Origin of the sequence: Bacillus sp. NTK071, assembly GCF_017303315.1 — a bacterium.
GTDB lineage: Bacteria > Bacillota > Bacilli > Bacillales > Guptibacillaceae > Guptibacillus.
On record NZ_JAFKOI010000001.1, the window covers coordinates 445,873 to 471,675 of the forward strand.

At 39.2% G+C, this 25,803-nt stretch carries 24 protein-coding genes; 18 read left to right on the forward strand and 6 right to left on the reverse strand.

The annotated features are described in order from the left end of the window. Nucleotides 1–96 precede the first annotated feature (96 nt). The 4 genes from dat to JI666_RS02335 all read left to right on the forward strand — a co-directional run bounded on the left by dat (nt 97) and on the right by JI666_RS02335 (nt 7,232). Nucleotides 97–930, forward strand: a complete 834-nt coding sequence (dat, locus tag JI666_RS02320) for a D-amino-acid transaminase (RefSeq protein WP_206888559.1) — start codon at nt 97–99, stop codon at nt 928–930. 199 nt (nt 931–1,129) lie between these two features. Continuing rightward, complete coding sequence (gene cshA / locus JI666_RS02325; protein ID WP_136945437.1) at nt 1,130–2,617, forward strand: degradosome RNA helicase CshA; 1,488 nt, start codon at nt 1,130–1,132, stop codon at nt 2,615–2,617. Nucleotides 2,618–2,791: 174 nt separating this feature from the next. Beyond that, nucleotides 2,792–6,412: a dynamin family protein gene (locus tag JI666_RS02330; RefSeq protein WP_206888561.1), complete on the forward strand. Its 3,621-nt coding sequence runs from the start codon at nt 2,792–2,794 to the stop codon at nt 6,410–6,412. Between the two features lie 4 nt (nt 6,413–6,416). Continuing rightward, nucleotides 6,417–7,232, forward strand: coding sequence for a sulfurtransferase (locus JI666_RS02335; RefSeq protein ID WP_206888563.1), 816 nt, complete (start codon nt 6,417–6,419; stop codon nt 7,230–7,232). Nucleotides 7,233–7,283: 51 nt separating this feature from the next. Here JI666_RS02335 and JI666_RS02340 read toward each other — a convergent pair whose 3' ends face one another. Beyond that, complete coding sequence (locus JI666_RS02340) at nt 7,284–8,438, reverse strand: aminotransferase A (RefSeq protein ID WP_206888565.1); 1,155 nt, start codon at nt 8,436–8,438, stop codon at nt 7,284–7,286. A gap of 501 nt (nt 8,439–8,939) precedes the next feature. On the opposite strand from JI666_RS02340, the gene JI666_RS02345 reads away from it, so the two are divergent. Continuing rightward, nucleotides 8,940–9,866 carry a polysaccharide deacetylase family protein gene (locus JI666_RS02345; protein ID WP_206888567.1) on the forward strand — a complete coding sequence of 309 codons (927 nt, stop codon included), beginning with the start codon at nt 8,940–8,942 and terminating at the stop codon, nt 9,864–9,866. Nucleotides 9,867–10,075: 209 nt separating this feature from the next. On the opposite strand, the gene JI666_RS02350 is transcribed toward JI666_RS02345, so the two are convergent. Both JI666_RS02350 and JI666_RS02355 read right to left on the reverse strand, forming a co-directional pair. After that, nucleotides 10,076–11,704, reverse strand: coding sequence for a M4 family metallopeptidase (locus JI666_RS02350; RefSeq protein ID WP_206888569.1), 1,629 nt, complete (start codon nt 11,702–11,704; stop codon nt 10,076–10,078). Between the two features lie 318 nt (nt 11,705–12,022). Continuing rightward, nucleotides 12,023–13,477 (reverse strand): PucR family transcriptional regulator, encoded by a 1,455-nt coding sequence (locus JI666_RS02355; RefSeq protein ID WP_206888572.1) that lies wholly within the window; start codon nt 13,475–13,477, stop codon nt 12,023–12,025. Between the two features lie 134 nt (nt 13,478–13,611). On the opposite strand from JI666_RS02355, the gene JI666_RS02360 reads away from it, so the two are divergent. From JI666_RS02360 to JI666_RS02405, 11 genes are all read left to right on the forward strand, one after another. Next, the gene (locus tag JI666_RS02360) at nt 13,612–14,982 is read left to right on the forward strand and encodes an aspartate aminotransferase family protein (RefSeq protein WP_206888574.1); all 1,371 of its coding nucleotides are present in this window, start codon (nt 13,612–13,614) and stop codon (nt 14,980–14,982) included. 18 nt (nt 14,983–15,000) lie between these two features. Beyond that, nucleotides 15,001–15,693 (forward strand): CoA transferase subunit A, encoded by a 693-nt coding sequence (locus JI666_RS02365; RefSeq protein WP_349769292.1) that lies wholly within the window; start codon nt 15,001–15,003, stop codon nt 15,691–15,693. After that, entirely contained in the window at nt 15,663–16,325 is a 663-nt protein-coding gene (locus JI666_RS02370; protein WP_206888577.1) for a 3-oxoacid CoA-transferase subunit B, read from the forward strand. The genes JI666_RS02365 and JI666_RS02370 overlap by 31 nt, the downstream gene beginning before the upstream one ends. 20 nt (nt 16,326–16,345) lie before the next feature. Then, entirely contained in the window at nt 16,346–17,569 is a 1,224-nt protein-coding gene (locus JI666_RS02375) for a peptidase (RefSeq protein ID WP_211201426.1), read from the forward strand. Between the two features lie 194 nt (nt 17,570–17,763). After that, a complete protein-coding gene (gene ablB / locus JI666_RS02380; RefSeq protein WP_206888580.1) occupies nt 17,764–18,618 on the forward strand; it encodes a putative beta-lysine N-acetyltransferase in 855 nt (284 codons plus the stop codon). Between the two features lie 41 nt (nt 18,619–18,659). Then, nucleotides 18,660–20,054: a sigma-54 interaction domain-containing protein gene (locus JI666_RS02385; RefSeq protein ID WP_206888582.1), complete on the forward strand. Its 1,395-nt coding sequence runs from the start codon at nt 18,660–18,662 to the stop codon at nt 20,052–20,054. Nucleotides 20,055–20,300: 246 nt separating this feature from the next. Next, on the forward strand, nt 20,301–21,710 hold the full coding sequence (kamA, locus tag JI666_RS02390; RefSeq protein ID WP_206888584.1) for a lysine 2,3-aminomutase: 1,410 nt from the start codon (nt 20,301–20,303) through the stop codon (nt 21,708–21,710). Beyond that, on the forward strand, nt 21,707–21,994 hold the full coding sequence (locus tag JI666_RS02395; protein WP_136945423.1) for a YokU family protein: 288 nt from the start codon (nt 21,707–21,709) through the stop codon (nt 21,992–21,994). The genes kamA and JI666_RS02395 overlap by 4 nt, the downstream gene beginning before the upstream one ends. Before the next feature lie 135 nt (nt 21,995–22,129). Then, nucleotides 22,130–22,387: an IDEAL domain-containing protein gene (locus JI666_RS02400; RefSeq protein ID WP_206888586.1), complete on the forward strand. Its 258-nt coding sequence runs from the start codon at nt 22,130–22,132 to the stop codon at nt 22,385–22,387. Nucleotides 22,388–22,446: 59 nt separating this feature from the next. Further along, nucleotides 22,447–22,575 carry a protein YpzF gene (gene ypzF, locus JI666_RS21580; RefSeq protein WP_255435832.1) on the forward strand — a complete coding sequence of 43 codons (129 nt, stop codon included), beginning with the start codon at nt 22,447–22,449 and terminating at the stop codon, nt 22,573–22,575. Between the two features lie 139 nt (nt 22,576–22,714). Then, nucleotides 22,715–23,593, forward strand: coding sequence for a 5'-3' exonuclease (locus JI666_RS02405; RefSeq protein WP_211201401.1), 879 nt, complete (start codon nt 22,715–22,717; stop codon nt 23,591–23,593). 98 nt (nt 23,594–23,691) lie between these two features. Here the strand turns inward: JI666_RS02405 and JI666_RS02410 are convergent, their stop codons facing one another. Next, on the reverse strand, nt 23,692–24,084 hold the full coding sequence (locus JI666_RS02410) for a reverse transcriptase-like protein (RefSeq protein WP_206888589.1): 393 nt from the start codon (nt 24,082–24,084) through the stop codon (nt 23,692–23,694). Between the two features lie 126 nt (nt 24,085–24,210). Here JI666_RS02410 and JI666_RS02415 point away from each other — a divergent pair, with 126 nt between their 5' ends. Next, nucleotides 24,211–24,387 carry a zinc-finger domain-containing protein gene (locus JI666_RS02415; protein WP_084006392.1) on the forward strand — a complete coding sequence of 59 codons (177 nt, stop codon included), beginning with the start codon at nt 24,211–24,213 and terminating at the stop codon, nt 24,385–24,387. Nucleotides 24,388–24,402: 15 nt separating this feature from the next. Then, nucleotides 24,403–25,065 carry a reverse transcriptase-like protein gene (locus tag JI666_RS02420; RefSeq protein WP_206888591.1) on the forward strand — a complete coding sequence of 221 codons (663 nt, stop codon included), beginning with the start codon at nt 24,403–24,405 and terminating at the stop codon, nt 25,063–25,065. Between the two features lie 24 nt (nt 25,066–25,089). Here JI666_RS02420 and JI666_RS02425 read toward each other — a convergent pair whose 3' ends face one another. Further along, on the reverse strand, nt 25,090–25,338 hold the full coding sequence (locus tag JI666_RS02425) for a DUF2564 family protein (protein WP_136945417.1): 249 nt from the start codon (nt 25,336–25,338) through the stop codon (nt 25,090–25,092). A 118-nt stretch (nt 25,339–25,456) separates the two neighbouring features. After that, nucleotides 25,457–25,657 (reverse strand): cold-shock protein CspD, encoded by a 201-nt coding sequence (cspD, locus tag JI666_RS02430; RefSeq protein ID WP_136945416.1) that lies wholly within the window; start codon nt 25,655–25,657, stop codon nt 25,457–25,459. Between the last annotated feature and the right edge of the window lie 146 nt (nt 25,658–25,803).

Genomic DNA, 25,803 nt, shown 5'->3' on the forward strand with positions numbered 1-25,803 from the left:
TAAAAAATAAGACTATTCAGATAAAAAAGAAATATAAGACGATCCTTTGTATATGTTAAAGTTGAGGGAGAAAAAAGGCGATAGGAGTGTAAAAAATTGATTCTATTAAATGGTGAATTACTTTCAAGAGAACAAGTTTCAATTGATATTGAAGACAGAGGATATCAGTTTGGAGACGGCGTTTATGAAGTAGTGCGTATTTACAATGGAGAATTTTTTGAATTGGATGCACATCTAGAAAGACTTGAAAGAAGTGCTGGAGAAATTAAGATCATCCTTCCCTTCAGCATAAGTGATCTTAAAGGAAAAATTGAGAAACTGATGAATTCCAACAACGTACATAGTGGCCATCTCTATTTACAAGTTACTCGAGGAGTATCTCCAAGGAATCATGCCTTCCCTGAAAACGCTGAGCCTATTCTAGTTGCATACACTAAAGAGTATAGTGTAGAGCCAACACGGTTACCAGGACGTGCCATGTTTACTGATGATATTCGCTGGTTACGCTGTGATATAAAGAGTCTTAATTTACTTGGGAATGTGTTAGCAAAAGAGGATGCCACAAAAAAGGGATTTGATGAAGCGATTTTCCATAGAGGAGAAATAATTACTGAAGGAAGCTCAACTAATGTATTCATCATTAAGAATCACGTCCTTTATACACATCCAGCAAACCATTTGATTCTTGATGGCATTACTAGAAGGAAAATATTATCAGTAGCAGCAAGACTTGGAGTACAGGTAAAAGAAGAGTCATTTACGAAACAGCAGTTGCTTGAATCTGATGAAGTTTTTATTTCTAGTACAACACAAGAAGTAAGACCTATAATTGAAGTGGATGGTCAAACGATTGGAAATGGAAAAGAAGGTGATGTGACAGCTTCTCTTCAAGCCGAATTTGAGTTACATATACCTCGAGCAGAGAAGTAAGCTAAAAATCTTTTTATGAAGTATAGTTGAATTATCATCATAAAAGTGGTACTGTTAACTTTGGCTATACGTGAATGAAGAATTGCTTGTTCCGAGCGTTTCCAACATTAGGGAAATGCTTTTTTTGAACATTATCAGGAGAGTTGTCTCCCGTCTATAGCATTTAATGCATTTAAAAGTAAAAAGGAGTTTTTAAAAGTTGAAAAAATTTCAAGATCTAGGTTTAAGTAATACACTAATTGAAGCCGTTAATCAGATGGGCTTCGAAGAAACAACACCAATTCAAGCAGGTACTATTCCAATTGCGCTTGAAGGTAAAGATGTAATTGGCCAGGCGCAAACGGGTACTGGTAAAACTGCTGCATTTGGTATTCCAATGATTGAAAAGATCGACACTTCTCTTTCGCACGTACAAGGTATCATTCTTGCTCCAACTCGTGAGCTTGCTGTACAGGTTGCAGAAGAACTAAATCGTATTGGTCAAGCAAAAGGCGTACGTGCCCTTCCTATATACGGTGGACAGAGCATCGTTCATCAAATCAAAGCACTTAAAAAGAAACCTCACCTGGTTGTAGCTACACCGGGACGTCTTATTGACCATATGGAACGTAAAACAATCCGTCTTTCAGAAGTTTCATTCGTTGTTCTTGACGAAGCAGACGAAATGCTCAACATGGGCTTCATCGAAGATATCGAGAAAATTCTTAAAGGTGTACCGAATGAGCGTCAAACGCTTCTGTTCTCTGCTACAATGCCTAAACGTATTGCGCTTCTTGCTGAGAAGTTCATGAGCAATCCTGAGACAGTTAGAACGAAATCAAAAGAAATGACTGTTCCATCTATCGAACAGCATTATTATGAAGTTCGTGATTCTAAGAAATTCGATATTCTTTGTCGCCTTCTTGATACTCAGTCTCCTGAGCTTGCGATTGTGTTTGCAAGAACAAAGAAGCGCGTTGATGAAGTATCTGAAGGACTTAAGAAGCGCGGCTATATGGCTGAAGGAATTCACGGTGATCTACCACAGGGTAAACGTGACCAGGTTATTAAGCAGTTTAAAGACAGCACAATCGACATCATGGTAGCAACAGACGTTGCAGCTCGTGGTCTTGATATTAGCGGTGTTACTCACGTTTATAACTTTGACATTCCTCAAGATCCTGAAAGCTATGTTCACAGAATCGGTCGTACAGGCCGTGCTGGTAAATCAGGTCTTGCTTCAACGTTCATCACTCCACGTGAGTATGATCACTTGAAAGTGATTGAGAAAATCACGAAGAAATCAATGCAGAAGCGTACGATTCCAAGTTTTGCTGAAGCAATGGAAGGTCAGCAACAAATGGCAATTCAACAGCTTCAAAGCACGATTGAAGAGCAGGATCATTCAGGTTACCGTTCATCAGCTGAGCAGCTTCTTGATGATCACGATTCTGTAACACTTCTTTCTGCAGCACTTAAGCTGCTAACAAAAGAGCCTGATACTACTCCTGTTAGAATTACAGAGATTGCTCCACTACGTGCGAAAAAAGCACAAAATCGTGGTGGTAGCGGTGGAAATCGTAACCGTAACCGTAGCAACGATCGCGGAGGCCGTAAAGGTGGAAGCGGTGGCGGATACCGTGGCGACCGTAACAGCAGTGGCAGTGGTAACAAGCGTCGTAAGTTTAACGACAAAGGAAATAAATAAGTATACACTTAAGTCGGGCTATTGCCCGGCTTTTTTTGTTGAATATGGATAGGAAAACATAGGACTATTGAGATAACATTCAAATAAGTCTTTTTTTATAAATCAGGACTGGGAAAAATCGTTTGAAAGCGTTATTCTAAGATAGACACTATTAACGAAAGGCAGCGGTATAACATGAAGCATGATTCCAAGTTGCATACAAGACTTAAAGAGGACGTTTTACTCGAACGTCTTGCGCTAATTGAGCGAGAGATTGACACGCCTGAAGCTACAAAAGTAAAACAGCTTATTCATAAGCTAATGACTGGAGAGCAACACTTTCTATTTTCGGGGCATTTTTCGGCAGGCAAATCATCGTTAATCAATGCTTTATTTGATACGAAACTACTGCCGTCTAGTCCAATTCCAGCAAGTGCCAACACCGTTCGAGTTCGTTCAGGTGAACCCGGTGCTTCTGTACATTTTTTGAATGGGAAGAAAATGGTGTTTCAAGCACCTTATGATATTGAAGTAGTTAAAGGGTATTGCTTGAATGGGGAAGAAGTGGAACGCGTCGAACTTTCTTCACCTTCCATGCTCAATCAAGATGTTATCTTAATAGACACTCCAGGAATTGATTCAACAGATGAAGCGCATCGCTTATCAACCGAGTCATCTATGTATTTAGCGGATGTTGTCTTCTATGTTATGGATTACAATCATGTTCAAGCTGAAGTGAACTACCAATTTATTCGTGAGCTCTATCGGCAGAATAAGAAAGTCATTCTAATCGTAAATCAAATCGACAAACATAAAGAATCAGAACTATCCTTTAAATCATTTCAGCGTTCGGTTGTTGAATCATTTGAGACGTGGGGTATTTCTCTCGAATCATTCTTTTTTATCTCATTAAGAGATCTTGAGCATCCTCACAATCAGTTTAACCAATTGAAGTCTTATATCGAAGGGCTATCTGATAAAACAACGGAAGAGAAAGTAAAACGCGTATACGATGCAGCTGTTGAGCTGCTCGCAGATGTAACAGCAGTTCAAGTGGAAGATGATGACGTGAATGAAGCGTTTAACGTTATGCAACATACACTTTCAAATTCGAATGAACGAATCGATTTAGTTGAGGAAGAGTTTCAAGTGGAATCATCAAAAATTATCAAGAGCGCGAACTTAATGCCTTACGAAGTTCGTGAAGCTGGTAGAGCGTATCTTGAGTCCCTCCAACCAGGATTTAAGGTAGGTTTTATTTTCCGAGAAAAGAAAACAGAGCAAGAAAGAAATGCTCGGTACCAGGCATTTATTGATGGCTTACAAGAGCAGGTTAAATCACAGCTTGAATGGCATTTTCATCAGCTGTTGCAACAGCTTGTTGAGACAGCAAAGGTGGAGCAAGTAGATTTATATGAAGAGCCACTAATTGCTGATTTCAGTGTGATTCAGGAAGAGGCAAATAAAGGTACTGGTGCATCAGGAGAGGCTGTCTTGCACTATACTGAAAATATTGCAAACCTCCTTAAATCGCAGATGAAACAGCAAGCAGAACGTGTGAAGGATGATCTTCTTAAACAAGTGAAAAAGGATCATGAACAAACTGCAACTAAAGCAGAAGCGTCATTTAAAGAAATGGTAGGAGAAAAAGCGGCAGCTACTTATTTAGCGAGAGTAAAAATTGCAAATCGTAAATATGAGGACCTCTGGTCAATTATGAGCGGTGACCATGATGAGGATGCTACCCACGCAGCTGAAAGAATAAAGCAGTGGTTAAAATCAGGTGATGAAGAGGTTGTTATTATTGAACCGGTTGATGAGAACCACGTACGAAAGAGAAACCAGCCAACTTCGAAGAAGAAACAAATTCAAAGAGAAGAATTATCGGATCGTTTACCATCTACTGAAGAAACGGCTCTTGCTCTTTACGACATTGCTAGTCAGCTAGATGATTTACCAGGATTCGAACAAACCAAATCCACTTTGATAAATAAGGCAGCAAAAATGAAAGATAAATCCTATACTGTTGCTTTATTTGGTGCTTTTAGTGCAGGGAAATCATCATTTGCAAATGCTCTGATTGGGGAAACAATTCTACCGTCATCTCCAAATCCAACAACAGCTACACTTAATCGAATCTGTCCAGTTTCAAATCAGCATCCACACAAAACAGCTATAATTTATTACAAAACAGAAGAAGAACTTCTTGAAGACTTAAAACATTCTCTTTCCTATTTTGGTGAGCAAGCCTTTTCGATACAAGATAGTTTGCAAATAATTGCTACAGGAAAGATTTTCAAACGAGAATCCGCTGATACGAAGCCCCATGCGCTCTTCTTGAGAGCAGTGCTTGAAGGTGAGTCGGAAATCGAATATCTTGGAAATGAACGAGAAGTATCTTTAGAAGAATATAAAGATATGGTTGTGAATGAGTCAAAGGCTGGATTTATATCTTCAATCTCATTGTTTTATGACTGTCCGCTTACAACAGAAGGCATCACGCTTGTTGACACGCCTGGAGCAGATTCAATAAATGCACGTCATACTGGCGTTGCTTTCCAGTATATGAAGTCTGCCGATGCTATTCTATATGTAACGTACTATAACCATGCATTTTCTAAAGCAGATCGAGAATTTCTCATTCAGCTTGGTCGTGTCAAAGATGTATTTGAATTAGATAAAATGTTCTTCCTATTAAATGCTGCAGACCTTGCAGAGGATGAAGAAGAATTACAAGTTGTCCTTGATCATGTGACACACCAGCTTCAGCAATATGGGATACGTCAACCGTCCCTTTATCCTGTCTCAAGTCTTGCAGGCATGCTTGAAGGGCAACATAATCTCAATCAGGAAGAAAGAAGATTTCTAGATGGATTACCTGATAAATTGAAGAAAAAGGGTGGAGTTGAAGACTTCGAGGCACGTTTTTATCAATTTATCCGTTCTGATCTTTCGAAATTGGCGGTTGAAGCCAACTTGTATGAAATTAATCGTGTTCAGCAGTTAATTGAGCAATGGCTATTAAATTATGAACTGGATTCAAGTGACAAAGAAAAGCAGTTACAACGAATTAAAGTACGAGCTGTGGAAGCTAAAAAGGAACTTTCTAATTATGCAATAACATCGTCGCAAAAATCGATTCAACAGGAATTGACTGAGCTTGTTCATTATATTCCGCAACGTCTGTTTTATCGTTTCAATGATTTCTTTAAAGAAGCGTTTAATCCTTCCGTTGTGAGTAGTCGTGAAGATTTGATTAATGCTTCGTCTAGTCTTTTAGAGGACATTGAACAAGATATTCTTCAAGAATTAAGAGCTGCTTCACTCCGGATCGATCGGTTTATTAAAAGAGAGCTTCAAAAGAATGAGAAAGACATTCAAATGATCATCAGTTACAAACTATCTGAATTTCGTTATTCAGGAGAGGGATATAAAGACATGGAAACACCTGCATTTGCAGAGTCCCTATCTTCATGGCTTCAGATAGATGATATACAAAAAAAAGCACGATCGGTATTTAAATCGCAGAAACAGTTTTTTGAACAAAATGGTAGAAGTCAATTACATGATGACTTAAAAGACTTGTTCAACCAACCTGTTAATGATTATTTAAAGACTGAACAGCAAGTTCTCCAAGACAGTGCTATCCATTATTATGAACAGATGGTGTGGCAGATGAAAGACCAGGTTGATGCCCATATTACAAATCACGTCGAATCTTCGTCTTACATGCTCACAAGCACAATTAATAAAGAAGTATTAGAAGAAAAAGAACAACAGGTTGAGCAAATTAAAACGAATTTATTGGGGGAATAGACCAATGAAAAATCTCGTTACAGTTGAGTGGCTTTCTGACCACTTACTTGATGAAAATTTAGTCGTCGTAGACTGCCAGTTCGATCTTGGAAATTCTTCCACTGGGTATGAATCTTATTTAAATGGGCACATACCAGGTGCTGTTTATGCAGATTTAGAAAAGGATTTATCAGGAGAGATTGGGGAACACGGTGGAAGACACCCTCTACCTGATCAAGAGCAATTACAACGGTTGATTGAACGTCTTGGAATTGAACAAGATTCAAAAGTGATTGCTTACGACAATCAGCACAGTGCGATGGCTGCAAGGCTCTGGTTTTTGCTAGGCTTTGCGGGCCATAAACAACGTGCTGTTCTAAATGGTGGGATTGAAGCATGGAGAGGGGAGGGGTTAAAAACCGAATCGAAGCTACCTTCTGTCCGTGCGTCCCATTATCCCATCAGTTTAGATAGTTCCATGATTGTGTCAATGAATGATGTGAAACAGGCACAGGTAGATGGTCGCACAATTGTCGACTCACGTGCACCTGCACGATACGCAGGCAAAGAAGAGCCAATTGATGCGAGAGCAGGACATATCCCTCATGCAGTGAATTATTTTTGGAAAGATAACCTTACAGAAAAGCAAAAATGGAAAGAGCCTTTCGAGAGAGTAGGGGAGATAGAAAGCGGTCAAGAGCCAATCATATACTGTGGCTCCGGAGTAACTGCGTGTGTCAACATACTTGCTTTCCAAGAAGCTGGTGTTCATGCCAAGCTTTATCCAGGTAGTTATAGTGATTGGATTTCATACAAAGATAACCAAGTTGTAACTTTATAATGAGAAAAGCCATCCTGGACATGATCGTCCAGGATGGCTTTTTTCTGTAAATTAAAGAGTCTTTATAAATCTTTCTAATCGATCCATACCTTCCCTTAATACATCGAGCTTGTAAGCAAATGAAATTCTTACATAACCTTCTCCACAGTCAGAAAAAGCACTACCTGGAACAACTGCAAGATTCCCTTCTTTCGCGAGCTTCATGGCAAAGTCAAATGACGATAAACCAAATTGCTTAATGGAAGGAAGAATGTAAAATGCACCGTCAGGTTTAATTGGAGATAGCCCCATCTCAACGAGTCGGTTATAAACGTAATTCATTCGAACCTCATATTCTTTTCTCATCTCTACTGGATCTTCAAGTCCGTTTTGCAGCGCTTCGAGAGCAGCATACTGAGAAATCGAAGAAGCACAGGAAACATTGTATTGATGAACTTTTAGAATATGTTTGCAAATTTTCTCTGGAGCGAAAAGGAAACCAACTCGCCAGCCTGTCATTGCATGAGATTTTGAAAGCCCGTTAATCACGATCGTTTTCTCTCTCATTCTGTCAAATTGAGCAATTGAGGCGTGGTTACCCGAGAAATTGAGTTCAGAATATATTTCGTCAGATAGAACAAAAATCTCCTTATCTCTTAAAAGATCTGCAATATCCGATAGTTCTTCTTCAGACAATGCAACGCCAGTGGGGTTAGATGGTGACGGAAGAATAATACACTTTGTTCTCTCAGTTAGAGCTTCTTCAATTAATGAACGTGTCATTTTAAATTCGTGTTGAGTTGTATCAACGTGAACTGGTGTTGCGCCTGAAAGCGTGATAATAGGTTCGTAACCAGGATAAACAGGTCCGGGAAGAATGACTTCAGATCCTTCAGTTAAAATAGTCCGAAGTGTCACGTCGATAGCCTGACTTGCGCCGGTCGTTGTAATAACTTCATCCTCTGCTCGATAGGTTAGATTATATTTTGATTGGAGAAAGTTTGCTGCTGCTTTTCGTAAGTCAAGTATGCCGGCATTATGTGTATACGTTGTTCGATTATCATCAACTGCTGATTTTGCAGCTTCTTTAATATGGTTAGGTGTTTCGAAATCTGGTTGGCCAATTGTCAGAGAAATCATATTCTCATAATTTGAGACCATGTTGAAAAAAGTCCGTATACCTGAAATTTCTATTGATTTCACTTTGGGATTTAATAAGTGTTCCATAGGGGTGTCTTCCTTTCTTCAAGCTCTCATATACCGTTACGAGCTGTTATCCCCGCAAAACCTCCTTAACTTTCATTTTGGAGTGGGGGTTATGGCCCTCTATTAAGGGTGGGTTAAACATCATTGTAGCATAATTTAAAAGCTATCGTCGAAATGACCTTCTAATCACGTATTGAAAGGAAAAGATCCAAATTAAAGGTTGTTGATAACTTCTAAAAGTATTGGTACTATTGGGTTTCGAATACTTATCAACAGCTCTTACCCTATACCCTATATGGGTATATTAGGAAGTTGAGGGGGTATAAGCCTAGGTATATGGTTACCCACAAAAATCTGTGGATAACCAATTTTCCGAACATTTTTACTCCATTTATTTTATTAAAAGGAATAATATGTAATAATAGTTGTGGTTATCTAATGGTGAGAAGTTCAAGATGAGGATACTTCATCATTACTTTTCACAGTATGAATTAATAAATTTAGAGAAGGAGAATGAGCCTATTGAACAACAAAATAATTTTCAGTGCACTTTTTCTGTCTCTTAGTCTTTTACTAGCAGCGTGCGGACAAGGAGAGGACGTAGGAAAGGACGATTCTAAGACAGTAGACGAAACGAAACAAAGTAATGACGAAGAAAATACAGCCTCTGATAATAGCAAAAATAATGAAGATGAAAACGCGTCAGAAGATAATGGCTCGACAGAGAGTGATTCGACAAGTGAAGGTGAAGCAACCTCGGAGGAAGCGTCTAGTGATGAAGAAAAGAATACGAATTTAAACGAAAGTTATGATCTTACTAAAGAAAATTTCACTGAAAATGGGGTCTCTATCAACTATCCTCAGATCACTGGTTTAACTGATATTGATAAAGAGAAGACTTTAAACGATCTTCTCAATAAAGAGGCACACAAAGTATTAAACTTTTACGAAGAATCAAATGGATTAGACTTAGAGATTGACTATGCAATTTCGTTTCAGAACCCTTATTTCTTAAGTGTGCAGTATGCAGGGAGTGGCTATGTAGATGGTGCTGCTCACCCGAATAACCTCTTCTACACGACAAATGTCGATGTGGAAAATGGAAATCGGATCAGGCTCTCTGACGTTGTAGTCATAGATGAATCGTTCCTTTCGCTTTTCCAATCAGATGCTTTTAAAGTGGTTAATCCCGATCAAGAAGAATTTGCAAACGAACTAAAAGCGAATGTAACGGTAGACCAATTGCAAAATGCTGATAACTTGGACGGAATTGGGACTGAGCAGCATTCTGAAACATTTACGTACTTCACTGAAAGTGGATTAGGTATAAGCATCGGAACGAGTCATGCGGCTGGTGGTCATGCAGCTTTCGAAATGATGTATGTTGACTCGCCTGAAGAAATGTGGGATGGAGATAAAATCTGGGATTTGTTAAAGGTATATCAATAAAATTGGGAAGACTCTGTCACATGCAGAGTCTTTTTAATTCTTTTGAAGGTGTTAAAAAGATAATGTCTTTTATAATAGAGGGAGTTTTGCTGAGAAAAGATTAGCAAAAAGGACTTCGAACGTGTGGTAGCTTTTATATCGGCGGTTAAGCTTACTAATGTAGCACAATGAATAACAGACGCATAAAAAGCTTATGTGATTGGAGTAATTTAGTTAACGCCAACCTGGCTCCACGCACTAGCAATTGAATCATACGTTGTGCCTGTACCGTAAAGGTCTGTCGTTGCCTGCAATAGGGCAGCGCGTGCTTCACTAAAGTTACTTGTTGGCGTTAAATAAACGCTTAAAGCACGATAGTAAATCTGTTCAGCTTTTGATTTACCAATGCTTTGAATGGTTAGATATGCTGCTTTGTTCGGAATTCCACTGTTTGTGTGAACACCGCCGTTATCTGAAGTTGTATTGTAGTAGTCATCCATGTGAGAAGGCTGACCATATGCTTCTGGATTTGATAAGCTTCTAAGCGCATCCCCTGACTTATTAGGCGTATAAACATCTTCACCAAGAAGGAAGTCTTCTGGTTCTACGAAGTAGCCAAATACATCGGACATCGATTCATTCAATGCACCTGATTGATCTTGATACTTTAGTCCAGCTGTTCTTTCTGTTACGGCATGCGTAATTTCATGCGCAACAACGTCCTGTGCGCCAGATAGAGGAGCAAATACTTTTCCGTCTCCATCGCCATAGACCATCTGTGAACCGTTCCAGAATGCATTATTGTAGTTCGAGCCATAATGAACCGTTGAACGGATTGTCGCACCATTATCGTCAAAGCTGTTACGGCCGTGTGTGTTGTAGTAATAGTCATAAACCGTACCAGCATAATAATTGGCATCAACATCCGCACCCTGAGAAGTATCAGTAAATGCGTTATCTTTGTCTGTAGAATAGTTTCCAGGAAGGAAATTACCCAAGAAGGCTTTTCTCGTTTCAATGACACCAGTCATAGGCTTTGTTGTATCGTAAAGATAGTACGTTCCGTTGGAGTAGTACGTATTAAGTGACTTGTTATCACCCAGTACGCCAGTTCCGTGACCGGTAGTTGCTTCTTCAGTAACTGCGTTGTAGGAATCTACGATTGATCCATCACGTGCGTCAACGAAGATTTGCCAGTTTGCAGGATATGGATCGATGAACTGAAGTTGGACTTTATATGTCATATAATAGTTATTGTCTTTTTGATAGACTACTTTTTCACTTTTCTCGACCATATCAGAAGCATTTGATTTTTTAACAAAGCTAGGGTTGTCGCTCATAACGTTTTTAGGCTTCACATCAATATGATTCCACGCTTCTTTAACAGCTTCCTTTTCGGACAGCTTTACTTCAGAATTGCCTTTGAAATTCTTATCCGCATCAGGGTGAAGATCCCCATTGACTGCTACAACCTCGCCTGTTTCATTTATATGTACGATAAATCTCGCTCCGTCGATCGAAACACCTTTAACTGTTTGAACGTACTCGTAATGCATCATACCAAGATCGTCAGTTGACTCGTTAATGAGTTCTAGATCCTTTACTTTTACTTTAAATAGACTTTCATTTGATTTTAAATATGATTTAACTGCTTTTTCGGTTTTAACATTCTTCTCAGATAGTTTTCCGGAAAGGAAAGATGGCACCTTACGCTCATTTTCCCAATTTTGCTTCACAATTTCCATTTTCTCTAGTGCCTGCTTTTGTTCCGGTTTTAAATCCTTTGAAGAAGCACCAGCAGGTAGGGCTGAACCAAATGCAAGACCAGTCGCAAGAACAACGGCGATTCCTTTTTTCAAATCATTTCCTCCATTCGATATAATTAGAATTTTCTTACATATTCAGACTAACATAGAAAATTAATACCTGTATTGGGAAATGTAGTTGTGTTTTAAGGATTATCGGATGGGTTTTTCCTAGTCTTTTCCCAATAACATTCTGAGTTTTAAAGTGGTATAATTTATTTGTAAGTTTGAATAATTACACTAATTTACATGAGTAGGCGTTCATAGCAAATAAGGCAGGCCAATGGCCTGCCTTATTTGCTAGTTATAAAAAGTTTTACTCAGATAACTTCCACACCTAATCTGTAGACGTTATTTTTTCATTATCACTCCTTATTTGGTAAGAATATGATCCGTTAAATAAGCAAGAAGAGCAAATTGAATATGAATTCGCTGTTCGTAAGAGTATATGTCAATGCCAGTGAGTTTCTCCAATTGTTTAATACGATAGTTTAACGTATGACGATGAATAAATAACTTGTCAGCTGTTCGGTTGATAACAAGGTTGTTCTCCAAAAATGTCTCAAGTGTTCTCATTAACTGTGATTGATGTTTTTGATCATAATTAATGATTTGAGATAGCAATGGAGTGTAGTAAGTAGAAAGATCTTCTCCACTTTCTTTTAGTCGAATAAAAATCTGATATGCTCCAAGTTCCTCATGGTGAAGAATGGTTTCGCCTCGATACTTTGCAAATTGATGAGCTGTTGATGCTTCCCTTAAAGCTTCTTCTAAAAGCTGGATTCCTGATTTACTTGAACTAATTCCTGCATTAAAAGGATAGGGAGCCATCTTATTAGTGAAAGGTACATGATCTCCAGTGAACAATACCACAAGATGATCTATTTTTCTCTTAACAATACCTTTCGTTCTACTAGTGACTAACTGCTGTTGGCATTCTTTTTCGAGCAATGCAAGATTACTAGATGAAAAGATAGCTACTCGATTTACCCCGCTTAAATCAAATCCCATATCTCTACTTTTCTTTAAGATATAGCCCTGGTCCTCGTAAGAGTGTGAGAGAAGTGTATCAAGGAAATCAGTCTCTATCTGAGATCGCGTATCTTCTACTATTTTTAACTTTAGGAATTCGATTGCAAATATGGTCGATGCATGTTTTAAAGCTAAATGTTCAAGTGAAGTTAGTGGTGTTTGCTTCTGAATACATAACATTCCGATCGTTCTAGTTTCTGCTACGATAGGATAGGTTTCTTCCACACGATAGTTTCGGTTTGCAAAGTAAGTCCCTGCTACTAAGGCATGATACTGGTCGTATAGCGTTATATTACTATTCAGTAGTTTTGATAGCGTTTCAGTAATGACAGAAAAACCAGTATTTTGTAATACAAGAGAAGTTAACTTCTCTTGTATTTGCTGTGCGTAAGTAAGCATAGAAAGCTGCTTGTTTACTAGCTGTTCAAGGATACTCCTAGTTACCATAGAAAAATTCATCGTTCTCGGAATTTCTAGAAGTGGTAGTCCTGTCCGATTCGCAGCTTCAATAATCGCTATTGGTATGACATCAAGGTAGAAGCCGGTGTGAATGGCAAGTGCAGAAAGCTGCCGGTTAGCTAGTGCCTCAACTAATTTCGTATACGTCTCAGAATTTTCATTCCATCCATAAGCTGTTGTAATTAAAAATTCTCCTTCATGCAGTCTTGTGATATCTTCCATCACCTCTACGATCGTTAGCCACTTAATATCACGATCAATCCCTTGTTTACCAGCAATGAGCTTAATTTCTTTCATTTCTCTCAGCTGCAACGCTTCTCTTACTGTTAATCCCATAGACGTCCCTCCGTATCCTCTTATCCAAATCGTACAACAAAGTCAGAATTTTTTGTAGATACTGTGGAATAGAATTTTCACCTTTTTCAACATAGGCTATAACTATAAACATGAATAGTGAGGTGAAGTTCTGTATGAACAAGGGAACCCACTTAATTAAACCTCTGCTCGGAATGGAATATGCCGTCATATCTCATGGTAAAGGAATATTTTTATATGATGAAGATGGCAACTCATTTCTTGACGGTTGTTCAGGTGCTGTAACGGCGAACATCGGTCATGGAGTGTCTGAAATTACAGAAGCCATGGTCAAACAGGCGACTCAAGTGTCTTTTGTTTATCGCTCTCAATTCACCAGTTCATCTGCTGAAGAACTTGCAGAGCGCTTAGCTCGGTCAGCACCCGGAGATCTCGACTGGGTGTTCTTTGTGAATAGCGGGTCTGAAGCAATGGAAACAGCGTTAAAAATAGCGGTTCAATACTGGCAGGAACTGGGTAGGCCAACGAAGAACAAAGTCATATCAAGATGGATGAGTTATCACGGCATTACTATGGGAGCGCTATCAATGTCCGGTCATGTTATCCGGAGAAGTCGATTCACTGCCATGCTTGAACAATATCCAACCCTTTCTCCACCTTATTGTTATCGTTGCACGTTTAAGGAGCATTGCCCTAACTGTTCAAAACAATACGCTCTAGAATTTGAGCGAGAAGTTCAACGTTTGGGAGCGGATACGATTGCTGCTTTCGTTTGTGAACCTATTATTGGTGCAGCGGGTGGTGCGGTCGTTCCTCCAGAAAACTATTTTAAGGAGATGAAAGCGGTTTGTGATCGTTACGACATTTTGTTTATTGCTGATGAAGTAATGACCGGTATAGGAAGAACAGGGAAAATGTATGCAATGGAACATTGGGGAGTTATACCAGACATTATTGCATTAGGGAAAGGTATGAGTGCTGGTTATACGCCTATGGCAGCAACTCTTGTATCCGATCGCATCATTCAAACAATTGAACGAGGATCGAAAATCGTTTTAAGTGGCCATACGTTTAGTGCAAATCCACTCTCTGCCTCCATATGTCTAGCTGTTCTTGATTATATTAATAATCATAATGTCGTTGATAATGCTGAAAAAAGCGGTGCAGTTCTATTGAGAGGGTTAGAACACCTTAAGTCTATTTATCCCATTATCGGTGATGTGAGGGGAAGGGGATTGTTGACTGCTATTGAATTTGTTATAGATCCTATAACAAAGGAATCCTTTCCACTTCACTATGAAATAACCAATCGATTCATACGAAAATGCTATGAAGCAGGTTTACTTGTTTACACCGCTGCTGGTGGTTTAAATGGTGTAGCAGGTGATGCAGTTATTGTAGCACCCCCACTGGTAATCCAAGAGCATGAAGTGCATATTCTTCTCGACAAATTGAACAGGGGGCTAAAAGACCTTGTTTCTGATTTGGAGGCAGAAGGACTTTACGGAACCAGGTCAATTAGCTGATGAGGGGAGAGTCCGTTTGTGAGAAGTAAAAAAAGTAGTCTTTCAAACCTGGACGTTTTATTTGATGGTATGACAATTATGTGCGGCGGGTTTGGTGGTGTTGGTTCACCCCCTACGATTATTGATTGGATACTTGATTCTGGCGTTACAAATCTTACGTTGATTAGTAATGATGCAGGTTTTCCGTGGATTGGTCCAGGAAAATTAGTCACAGAAAAACGAGTGTCAAAACTTATTGCTTCCCATATTGGGTCAAACCCTGAAGCTGGTAAACAAATGCACATAGGTGAACTTGAAGTTCAGTTCTTTCCACAGGGAACGCTTGCAGAGAAAATCCGCGCCGGAGGTATGGGTCTTGGTGGAATACTAGTGGATGTAGGTCTCGGAACATCGGTGGAAGAGGGGAAAGATAAAGCAATTGTGAATGGAAAGGAATATATGATTGAGCCAGCCTTAACTGCTGATCTTGCAATCGTTGCGTGCAAGAAGGCTGATCCGTATGGGAATTTGATCTATGATAAAAGCGCACGAAATACGAATCCCCTTATCGCAGCTGCAGGAGACATAACGATTGCAGAAACAGTTGAACTAGTTGAAGCGGGTTTATTAAACCCAGAGGAAATTATTACTCAGGGTGTTTTCATCGATCATGTAATAGAAAGTAAGGGGGTCGACTGGCAGTGGGTATGGGAGATGAAACGAGAAGGTTAATCGCAGAGCGTGCGGCGCAGGAAGTAAAATATGGTATGATGGTTAATCTTGGAATTGGAATTCCCACCCTTGTAGCAGATTTTATCCCTTCTTCACTTGATGTCATGCTTCATACGGAGAACGGCATTCTTGGCATGGGAGGTAGTCCTGAACCTGGCAAGGAGGATGGAAACCTTTCTAACGCTGGAGGTTATCCTGTAACAATTAACACAGGTGCTTCATTTTTTAATAGTGCAGAAGCGTTTGGAATGGTGAGAAGGGGGCACCTTGATCTGACCATTTTAGGGGCGCTCGAGGTGAATGGCAGAGGTGACATTGCGAACTGGATTGTTCCAGGAAAGCGCGTTCCAGGTATGGGAGGAGCGATTGACCTTGCTCAAAAAGCCAAGAAAGTTATCGTCCTAATGAGCCATATAACAAAAGAGGGTAAACCAAAAATCCTTAAAGAATGTTCTTTACCATTAACAGTTAAAGAAGGAGCTCATATGATTATCACTGAAAGAGCCGTGATGAGAATTGACAGTGGGAAACTGTTCCTAATTGAACTCATGCCTGGTTTTTCAGTCGAAGATGTGATCAATTCAACCGAAGCAGAGCTTAATGTAGAACTGGTAGGGAGGAGCACTTCGTGAATAATAAGATAAGTAGTTGGATGAACGAGAACAGAAATTATGGGGTTGAACTACTTCAAAATTTTGTTAGATGTGATAGTGTTCAAGGCAATGAAACTAGTGTGCAAAGAATTGTTGAAGAAGAGCTTCTACAGCTAGAATTAACCGTCGACCGCTTTGTTCCTTCAGACGAAACAATTAACCATCCAGCTTTCTGTGCGAATAGAACAGACTTTACTGAAAGTCCAAACATTGTAGGTGTATTGAAAGGGAGTGGTGGTGGCCGCTCGTTAATCCTTAATGGGCATGTTGATGTTGTCCCACCTGGAAATCGAGAGGATTGGAATGAGGACCCGTATAGTGGTGAAGTGATAGATGGACGTGTATATGGAAGAGGCGCTACTGATATGAAAGGCGGTAATACGTCAATGCTTCTTGCGTTGAAATGTCTAAAGGAGCTCGGCATCTCTCTAAAAGGAGATATTATATTTGAGAGTGTTGTTGAGGAAGAAAGTGGAGGGACCGGGACGCTCGCTACTATTCAAAGAGGCTATCATGCGGATGCAGCGCTAATTCCAGAGCCTACGAAAATGAAGGTGTTTCCAAAGCAACAGGGTTCGATGTGGTTTAGAATAACAATTTCAGGGCGGGCAGCCCATGGTGGGACTCGATATGAAGGGATATCCGCAGTCGAGAAAAGTGTAGCAATCATACAAGCGATTCAGAATCTAGAAAAGGTGAGGAATGAAAGGATTTCGGATCCCTTATTCAACAATATTCCAATACCTATACCAATTAACATTGGCAAAATTTCTGGTGGTGACTGGCCATCCTCTGTTCCGGATCTCGTAACCATCGAAGGACGAATGGGTGTAATACCAGGGGAAACCATGGAAGGTGCGAAAGAAGAAATGAGTCAGGCTCTAAAGGAAATTAATGATTCATGGCTTAAAGATCATCCTGTATCACTTGAATGGTTTGGTGCGAGGTGGCTTCCTGGGGAAGTTCCAGAAGACCATCCCCTTGTTGGAATTATTAGCAATCACTATAGTCGTATGACAGGCAAAGAATTAACGATTGAGGCTTCACCGTGGGGCACTGATGGTGGTCTTCTGAATGAAGTTGGTAAGACGCCTTCAATTGTGTTCGGACCTGGAGAGACCTCGGTTGCTCATTTTGCAAATGAATACATTGAAATTGATCAAATGATGCTAGCAGCAGAATTGTTCGTCCATATTATTCTTGACTGGTGTGGTCAGAATTAAGAACGGGTGAACCGTTCTTTTTTTATTAAGGCTCTTTTCTAAAAGAATGTTGCTTTTCAAAGATTTTTCTATAGAGCAAATCAACCACTACTCTTAAAGCTACAATTTCTACCAAAACACCGCTTCATTATGAAGGATTTCAAGTAGAAAAGGAGAAGCAATTTGTATAGCAGGATGATGAAGGAGGGGCTAAAGTGGATCAAGAGAGAAGTGAAGCTGTTTCTAGAGTTTATAAAGGGTGCGATTATTCCTTTTCCTGTACACATGATCTATTCAATGAACGAATACGAATCGACGAATATACAGGAAATGTTAAAGCGATGACCAATCACATTAACTCCTTGTTTACAGAAGAGTATACAAAATGCATTATCAAAGCAAAAGAAGGAGATGTATCTAAGCTTCTATCTCTTGGTCTGTCCTACGAAGGAAGGATTCAACATTATTTCTCAGGAGTCGATGCGCATATCATGACGAAGTATCGAGACAACTGGCGCCGAAATAGTCAGACATGGAAAGCTGAGGATGAGATTCTAGAAGGTGTTTTAACGAAACGCCGTTCTGAACTTAGTGGAAAACCACTTATGCGTCCTGGTCGTGAAAGTGACGCAGCTGCTTTAGCAGAATTGTATAAAGAGGTGTTTGCTATTTATCCAACGCCAATGGATGAACCTGCTTACATTCGAAAAGTAATGAAGCAAGATACACTTTTTTACGTTTTAGAAGAGAATGGACGTATAATTAGTGCCTCTTCAGCCGAAGTAAATCCAAAGTACAAGAATGCAGAGATAACGGATTGTGCAACACTTCCTAAGTTTCGTAAAGGAGGGACAATGCGCCACCTAATCATTCAACTAGAGAAGAAATTACTTGAAGAGGAAATTTATTATGCCTACTCGATTGCGAGAAGTCTTTCATTCGGAATGAACGCAGTGTTTCAACAACTTAACTATGAATATGGTGGAAGGCTTATTAATAATGTGAAGATTTATCAGGACTGGGAGAATATGAATCTTTGGAGCAAGTCTCTGACTTGTGGTGCCGAATAATAGGCACTAAATGATGAAAATTCGGCAAAAAGGAGCTAGATATGGATGAGACCATTTCCATTACTGATGGAATGTTTGAGGCGATACTAGAAAGCATTGATGAAGGTATTCATGTTGTAGACAATAAAGGCATTACGATTTATTACAATGAAATTGCAGCAAAGCACGATGGATTACAAGTTGAAGAAGTTCTTGGGAAGCATTACTTGGAAGCGTTCCCATCTCTATCAAAGGAAACGAGCACATTATCCAGTGTTTTGGCGACTAGGAAAGCGATTTTCAATAAAGATCAAACATACCGAAATGTAAAAGGACGTTTCATCTCTACTATTAATACTACACTCCCAATTGTAGTCGATGGTGAACTTGAAGGAGCTGTAGAAATAGCGAGAGACATCTCGCGGATTAAAACTCTTTCTGACAAAGTGATGGAGTTACAGGCTAAGATTAATAAAAAATCGATAAAAGAATTTGATAACGGAACAACATATACGTTTGATCACATCTTAACGAATGATGAAGCTTTTATGAATGTGAAAGCAAGGGCTAGAAAAGCAGCAGAACTCCATTCACCTATTCTTGTCTATGGAGAGACAGGAACAGGAAAAGAGCTAATTGTACAGGCTATTCATAATGCTGCTAACAGATCAGGGCCATTTATTGCACAGAACTGTGCAGCCTTACCAGCGACTATTCTTGAATCCATTTTATTTGGAACATCTCGGGGGAGTTTCACCGGTGCAGAAGACAGGGAAGGATTATTTGAGTTAGCTGATGGTGGCACACTATTTCTAGATGAAGTGAATTCGATGCCAATTGATGTACAAGCAAAGCTTCTTCGTGTTCTTGAGGATGGAGTGATCAGGAGAGTAGGAGCTGGTAAAACAAGAAAAGTGGATGTTCGAATCATAGCTGCAATAAACGAAGAACCCGATGTTGCTCTTCAAGCACAAAGATTACGTGTTGATCTATTCTATCGATTAAATGTCATTTACTTAAGGCTACCTCCTCTTCGTGTACGAAGAAATGATATTCCACTGTTGATTGACCATTTTATAGATAAATATAATCGCAAGTTCCATCAAAAAGTTAAAACAATTAGTGCTGATGCAATTGACTTCTTATATGAACGTAATTGGCAAGGCAATGTAAGGGAGCTTGAACATGTGATTCAGTCAGCAATGAATTTTGCGGAAGGCGAAGTTTTAAGTTTAAAAGATTTCCCGATGCTTCAGCCGGAGCAAAACGAAGTGGTGTTGACTAAACCAGTAGAACCACTCAGAGAAACGCTAATGAAAACGGAGAGAAGAATAATTGAACAGGCGATGACCGCTAGTGAGGGAAATGTAAAAAAAGCTGCAAAGCAACTTTGTATCCCAAGACAAACTTTACAATATAAATTATCTAAATTACCAAAGCGTCATAGTGCCGAATAATGAGCACTTATGGCGTTTTTTTAAATTCCTACTGGTAGCGTAGCTCCTTCTTAAAGAGGGGCTCTTTTCTAAAAGAGTTTTGTTTTTGAACGAGGTTTCGTATATTAAAAAACCATTCTTAGCTGATTGGTTCGGTAATCAACTGCTTTATCGCAACAATGTCTAGGAAAACAGTCTAAAGAAATAATGGAGCTGGCATTAAACTTGCATAGTATGTAAGTAGATTATATGAAGGGGGAATGCTTCATGCTTATGCAGCTTTATAAGCCAGCTCGACATTGGAAAGACATTGAACTTTGGAAGGATGTAACAGAGGAAAAGTGGAATGATTGGATTTGGCAATTAACAAACACGATTCGTACACTTGAAGATCTGAAAAAAGTTGTGAATTTAACTGCTGATGAAGAAGCTGGTGTTAAGATTGCAACCAAAACGATCCCGTTAAACATTACTCCTTACTATGCGTCGCTAATGAATCCTGACGATCCTCGTTGTCCAATTCGTATGCAATCTGTACCAATATCACAAGAGATGCACAAAACAAGATATGACCTTGAAGATCCATTGCATGAAGATGAAGATTCACCTGTACCAGGATTAACACACCGCTATCCAGATCGCGTTCTCTTCCTTGTTACAAATCAATGCTCCATGTACTGTCGTTACTGTACGAGAAGGCGTTTTTCAGGACAGATTGGTATGGGTGTACCGAAAAAGCAGCTTGATGATGCGATTAACTACATTGCAAATACACCGGAAGTGAGAGATGTTCTAATTTCTGGAGGAGACGGCTTATTAATTAACGATAAAATACTTGAATATGTACTCAAAAATTTACGTGACATACCACATGTGGAAATTATTCGAATTGGTACAAGGGCACCTGTTGTATTCCCACAACGGATTACAGAAGATTTATGTAATATCCTGAAGAAGTATCATCCTGTCTGGCTAAATACGCATTTCAATACAAGTATAGAAATTACCGAAGAGTCTAAGAAAGCTTGTGAGATGCTAGCTGATGCTGGCGTTCCAGTAGGTAATCAAGCGGTTATTCTTGCGGGCATTAACGATAGCGTGCCAATTATGAAGAAGCTGATGCATGATCTGGTGAAAATTAGAGTAAGACCTTACTATATTTATCAGTGTGATTTGTCAGAGGGTATCGGGCATTTTCGGGCACCGGTATCAAAAGGATTAGAGATTATTGAAGGACTTAGAGGTCATACGTCAGGGTATGCTGTTCCAACTTTTGTTGTCGATGCACCTGGGGGTGGCGGTAAAATAGCACTGCAACCAAATTACATGATTTCTCAAAGCGCTGATAAAGTTATTTTACGAAACTTTGAAGGGGTGATTACTTCTTACCCTGAACCAGAGAATTATACTCCAGGTACAGCCGATAAGTATTTTAATAATGTTTATGAACTTGAGAAAAAACCAGCCATTGGCATTCATTCGTTAATGACAGATGAGCGGTTTAATCTTGTACCTGAAGGTCTGCAACGATTAAATCGTAGATCTCAATATGAGAAAGATGTCGAGCATAGCTCTTTGAAAGACCGAAGAGATAAACGAGACCAAATGAAAGAAAAGAAATACAATGCGGAACAAAGCAAATACAAGGAAGGAGAAAAAGGGGAGGTAAGTGAATGAAGTGCAAATGGTGCGACCAAGAAGGGGCGTTCGAAACCCTTGATAAAGGGTACTGGGAACTTCCGGATGGAACGAAAGCTGTAGAGATTATTGATTTGCCATCGATTCAATGTGTTTATTGTGGAATGTGCTATCAGACTGATGAATTGGTCGGTGATGTGGAGGAGCAGCTTATGCTAATCGACACTTCAAAGCTCTCTGCGTCGTTCACATATAAAGAATTGATGAATCAGGAACGACTCCTTAAGAAAAACTACTTTGACATTGATCGGTACCCACTATAGGGATACAAGAGTACCGTAATAGAGGCAAAAACGAACAAGTTAAAAAATTATATCGGAATATTCTGAAAAATATTGATATTTTGACGATTCCCTCGTATAATAGAAAAAAGAGCTTCAAGAGGGGGGAGAGCTAACATGAACAATCATCACAAGTCTTATAAAGATAATATGAAACAACGTGCAATGAAAAAGAAACAAGAACAGGAAACTTTTGAATTGGAATTGTACGCCCAGTTGATCCTTGATGAAGCCGTGTTTACTTTCCAAGAAGAACGTTATCAACAAACTATTGATCAGGCTCTCGACCAAAGAGATGAGAAAGCATTCAAGGAAGCATCAAAACAGTATGTCGCGTTCCTTCGATCATACAAACAGGAGCTTCATTTTGACTGAATAGAATCAGACCTTACTGACACAAACTATTAGAGAAATAACAATAAAGGAGTGTCACGATGGGTCGACAGAAAAAGGGCAATCCGAATGCTCAACGAAATAACAATGCCAAACAAATGAAAGACAAACAGAATTTCGCATCATATGCTGAAATGGAAGCTGAAAAACTAAAAAACCCAGAGAAATAGAAAGAAGAAGCCTTCTCCTAAGGCTTCTTCTTTTGTATGAGAAGCGGTGTTCTAGCTATATAGATAACAACAGGCGTACATAGTCCGATTGTGTTACCATTACAAAAGATATAGTAATGAGCGAAAGGAAGAAAAAATAATGGGCCGATTAATTCTAATCGATGGTTTTAATTTACTTAGTAGAGGTTATTTTGCAACAGCATATGGTAAAACAGAGGAAGAATTAACGAAAACAGAAGAAGGTTTATTTACAAATGCACTACGAGTGAAGCTTCAAAAAATTATTTCCCTTGTCAAAGAGTACGAGCCAAGCCATTTAGTTGTGACATGGGATGTTAAACGAAATGAAACAAAGCGCAAGGAGCTATTTGAAGATTATAAAGGCACCAGGCAGGATTTGCCATCAGCCCTTATTCAACAGTATGAAACGGCAGTCAATTTGTTTCATGTAACAGGAATTCCACAAATGTCTGTAGAAGGTTTTGAAGCGGATGATGTGATGGGAACGCTCTCAGATAGATGGACAAGGGAAGGAATGGGTGATTGTTACATATACAGTAATGATAGGGACCTTCTTCAATTGTTGAACCCTTCTGTTTCACAAATCATTGCGATTCGAAAAGAAGGCGATAGGGTATATACAGAAGAACATTTTAAATCAGAATATGGCATTTCTCCTAATCAGTGGATTGATGTTAAAGCTTTACTTGGCGATAAGAGTGATAATATCCCAGGTGTAGCCGGTGTCGGAGATAAAGCAGCGCTTCCACTTATCCAACAATATGGATCTGTAAATGGTGTGTATGAGAACATTGAAACACTCGATAGCAAATTTAATCGCTATCACAAGAAGCTAATTGCAGGTGAAGAATTAGCAAAATTGAGTCGTCAGCTTGTTACAATTGAATGTGCTATTCCTCATCTCGAAAATCATTCATTTGATGATAGTAAACTTGACGTTAATTATGAACAGTTAAAGAAGGAACTTGATTCACTTGGTCTACGGATTAGGATGTAAAAAACATAGGCTCTCTGGGAAGGGGGTTATTCCCAAAAGAGGTTTTGTGAAGATAAATTTAAAACAGCGCCTTATAAAGAAAGGCGCTGTCGATTTTTTTATGCAGTATTCAGCTGAATGGCTTTTCTAGCGAGTTCATCGGCCATTTTATTTTTTGAACTCGGAATCCATTTAATGAAACATAAATCAAATTGGTCAACTAACGCAAGCGAACGAGCTAAATAGGGCTGATAGACTTTGTTTTTTACATAACGATTATCGACTGCGCTACTAACGAGCTGGGAGTCTGTTCGAACGGATAGAGTTTTGTAGTTATGATCTATACAAAGCGTAAGTGCATGAATTAACGCTTCAAATTCAGCTTCGTGGTTCGTTAGTATTCCGAGTGGCATGGATGAGCGGATCACATTGCCATCAGCTTTAATAAAAACACCGGCTCCAGAAGGGCCAGGATTACCTGCGCTTGCTCCGTCTACATATACTTCAATCACATGTATTTCCTCCCTGGTGGCTAGTCGTGATTAATTTTATCATAATCATGTTCTAACAGAGAAGACATACATTTAAGGTAAAAGGAGAAAGCTGTTAAGAAGGGATTGTGCTTAGGAGTGAAAAGTATGAAAAAGAAAGAAGTCATGATGGAGCTAGGGTTAATCCTTGATACATATTGTCAGGATTGCTTATTAAAGCGTGTTAATCAGCACGACTATGGGAAATGTCATGCTCAACGCTTTTGTATAACAGAGTGCACTGTAGGTGATGAACTGAAGCAGTTAGGCAAACATCTAACATAAGGGGAGTGGAAAATCATGCTTGTCATTGTGAAATGGAAGTATAAAACCCCTCGTGGCATACAGTCATGGATGACGTCCGATGAAATGAATTCAAATGAGGCCATGCTTCTTGCTCGTGATATTGCAAAAACGGGACGATCCATTGATCTGTACTTCCTTGATGATCGTGGAACAAAATGGTCTATTAAAGAGTTAGAAACATTTACGACGAAAAAGCAAGAAAGACCAGCTTCAATCGAAGTCATATTTGATGGTAGCTTTGATAAAGCATCTAAGAAATCTGGCTGCGGAGCGGTTATTTATTTTTATGAAGGAAGAAGAAGAAAACGTATCCGAGTAAATCGAGCAATGGATTATCTTGAAAACAATAATGAAGCAGAATATGCAGCATTGTGGGTTGGACTACAAGAAGTGAAAACGATTGATGTAGAAGATACGGAGATTCTAATTAAAGGTGATTCACAAGTTGTGATAAATCAGCTTTCTGGAGAGTGGGCGGTATATGAGCCTCTTTTAAATAGGTGGATGGACCGTATTGAAGAAGCATTACGAGATCTAAGGCTACAACCAATCTACAAACACATTGCAAGAGATGAAAATAAAGAAGCACACCGTCTAGCTGTTCAGGCTTTGAAGGGTACTGAAATAAGCAGCTCAATTGAATTAGATAACGAATAAAAGAAGCAGCCGGAGCTGCTTCTTTTATTCGTTCGCTTCTTTTAACTGAGTTTCACACTTCTCAATAAGTTCACTTGAGAATTCGTAGAACTGTTCGTTTGTTCCTGTCTTGTGTGAAAGTGCTTGCTGGAATTGCTCTTTTGCCTGATTAATTGCATCTTGAGCTGCTTTTAGCTGATTGTCGTTCATACTTTTAGTCGCTTGTCCAACAAGGTGCTGAGCAGACTTGATCGACATTTCAATCTGTTGAAGATCAGAATATGGTTCTGACATACTATCCCACCTTTACAAATCATTCAGGAATAGTATGACCTAACGATATCGACATTAAACGACTGAAACTAAAAAAGGAGCAGATGAATTGATCTGCTCCTTTAGCTCATATATATAATTAGAGTTTGTTAACGTTAGCAGCTTGAGGTCCGCGATTTCCTTCAACGATTTCGAAAGAAACTTCTTGGCCTTCTTCAAGTGTTTTGAAACCTTCGTCATTGATTGCTGAGAAGTGTACGAATACGTCTTCAGCACCTTCGATTTCGATGAAGCCGAATCCTTTTTCTGCATTAAACCATTTTACTTTACCGTTTTGCATGTTTGTTCCTCCTAAAAGCTTAGCACAATCTTTGTGCACTTAAATTTAAACCATTCATAAAGAAATTGAGAAAAATGCTTGATATTGTGAATAAGTTAAACACAATATAAGAATCATCTGTTCACTCAAATACCCTATGTGATAAA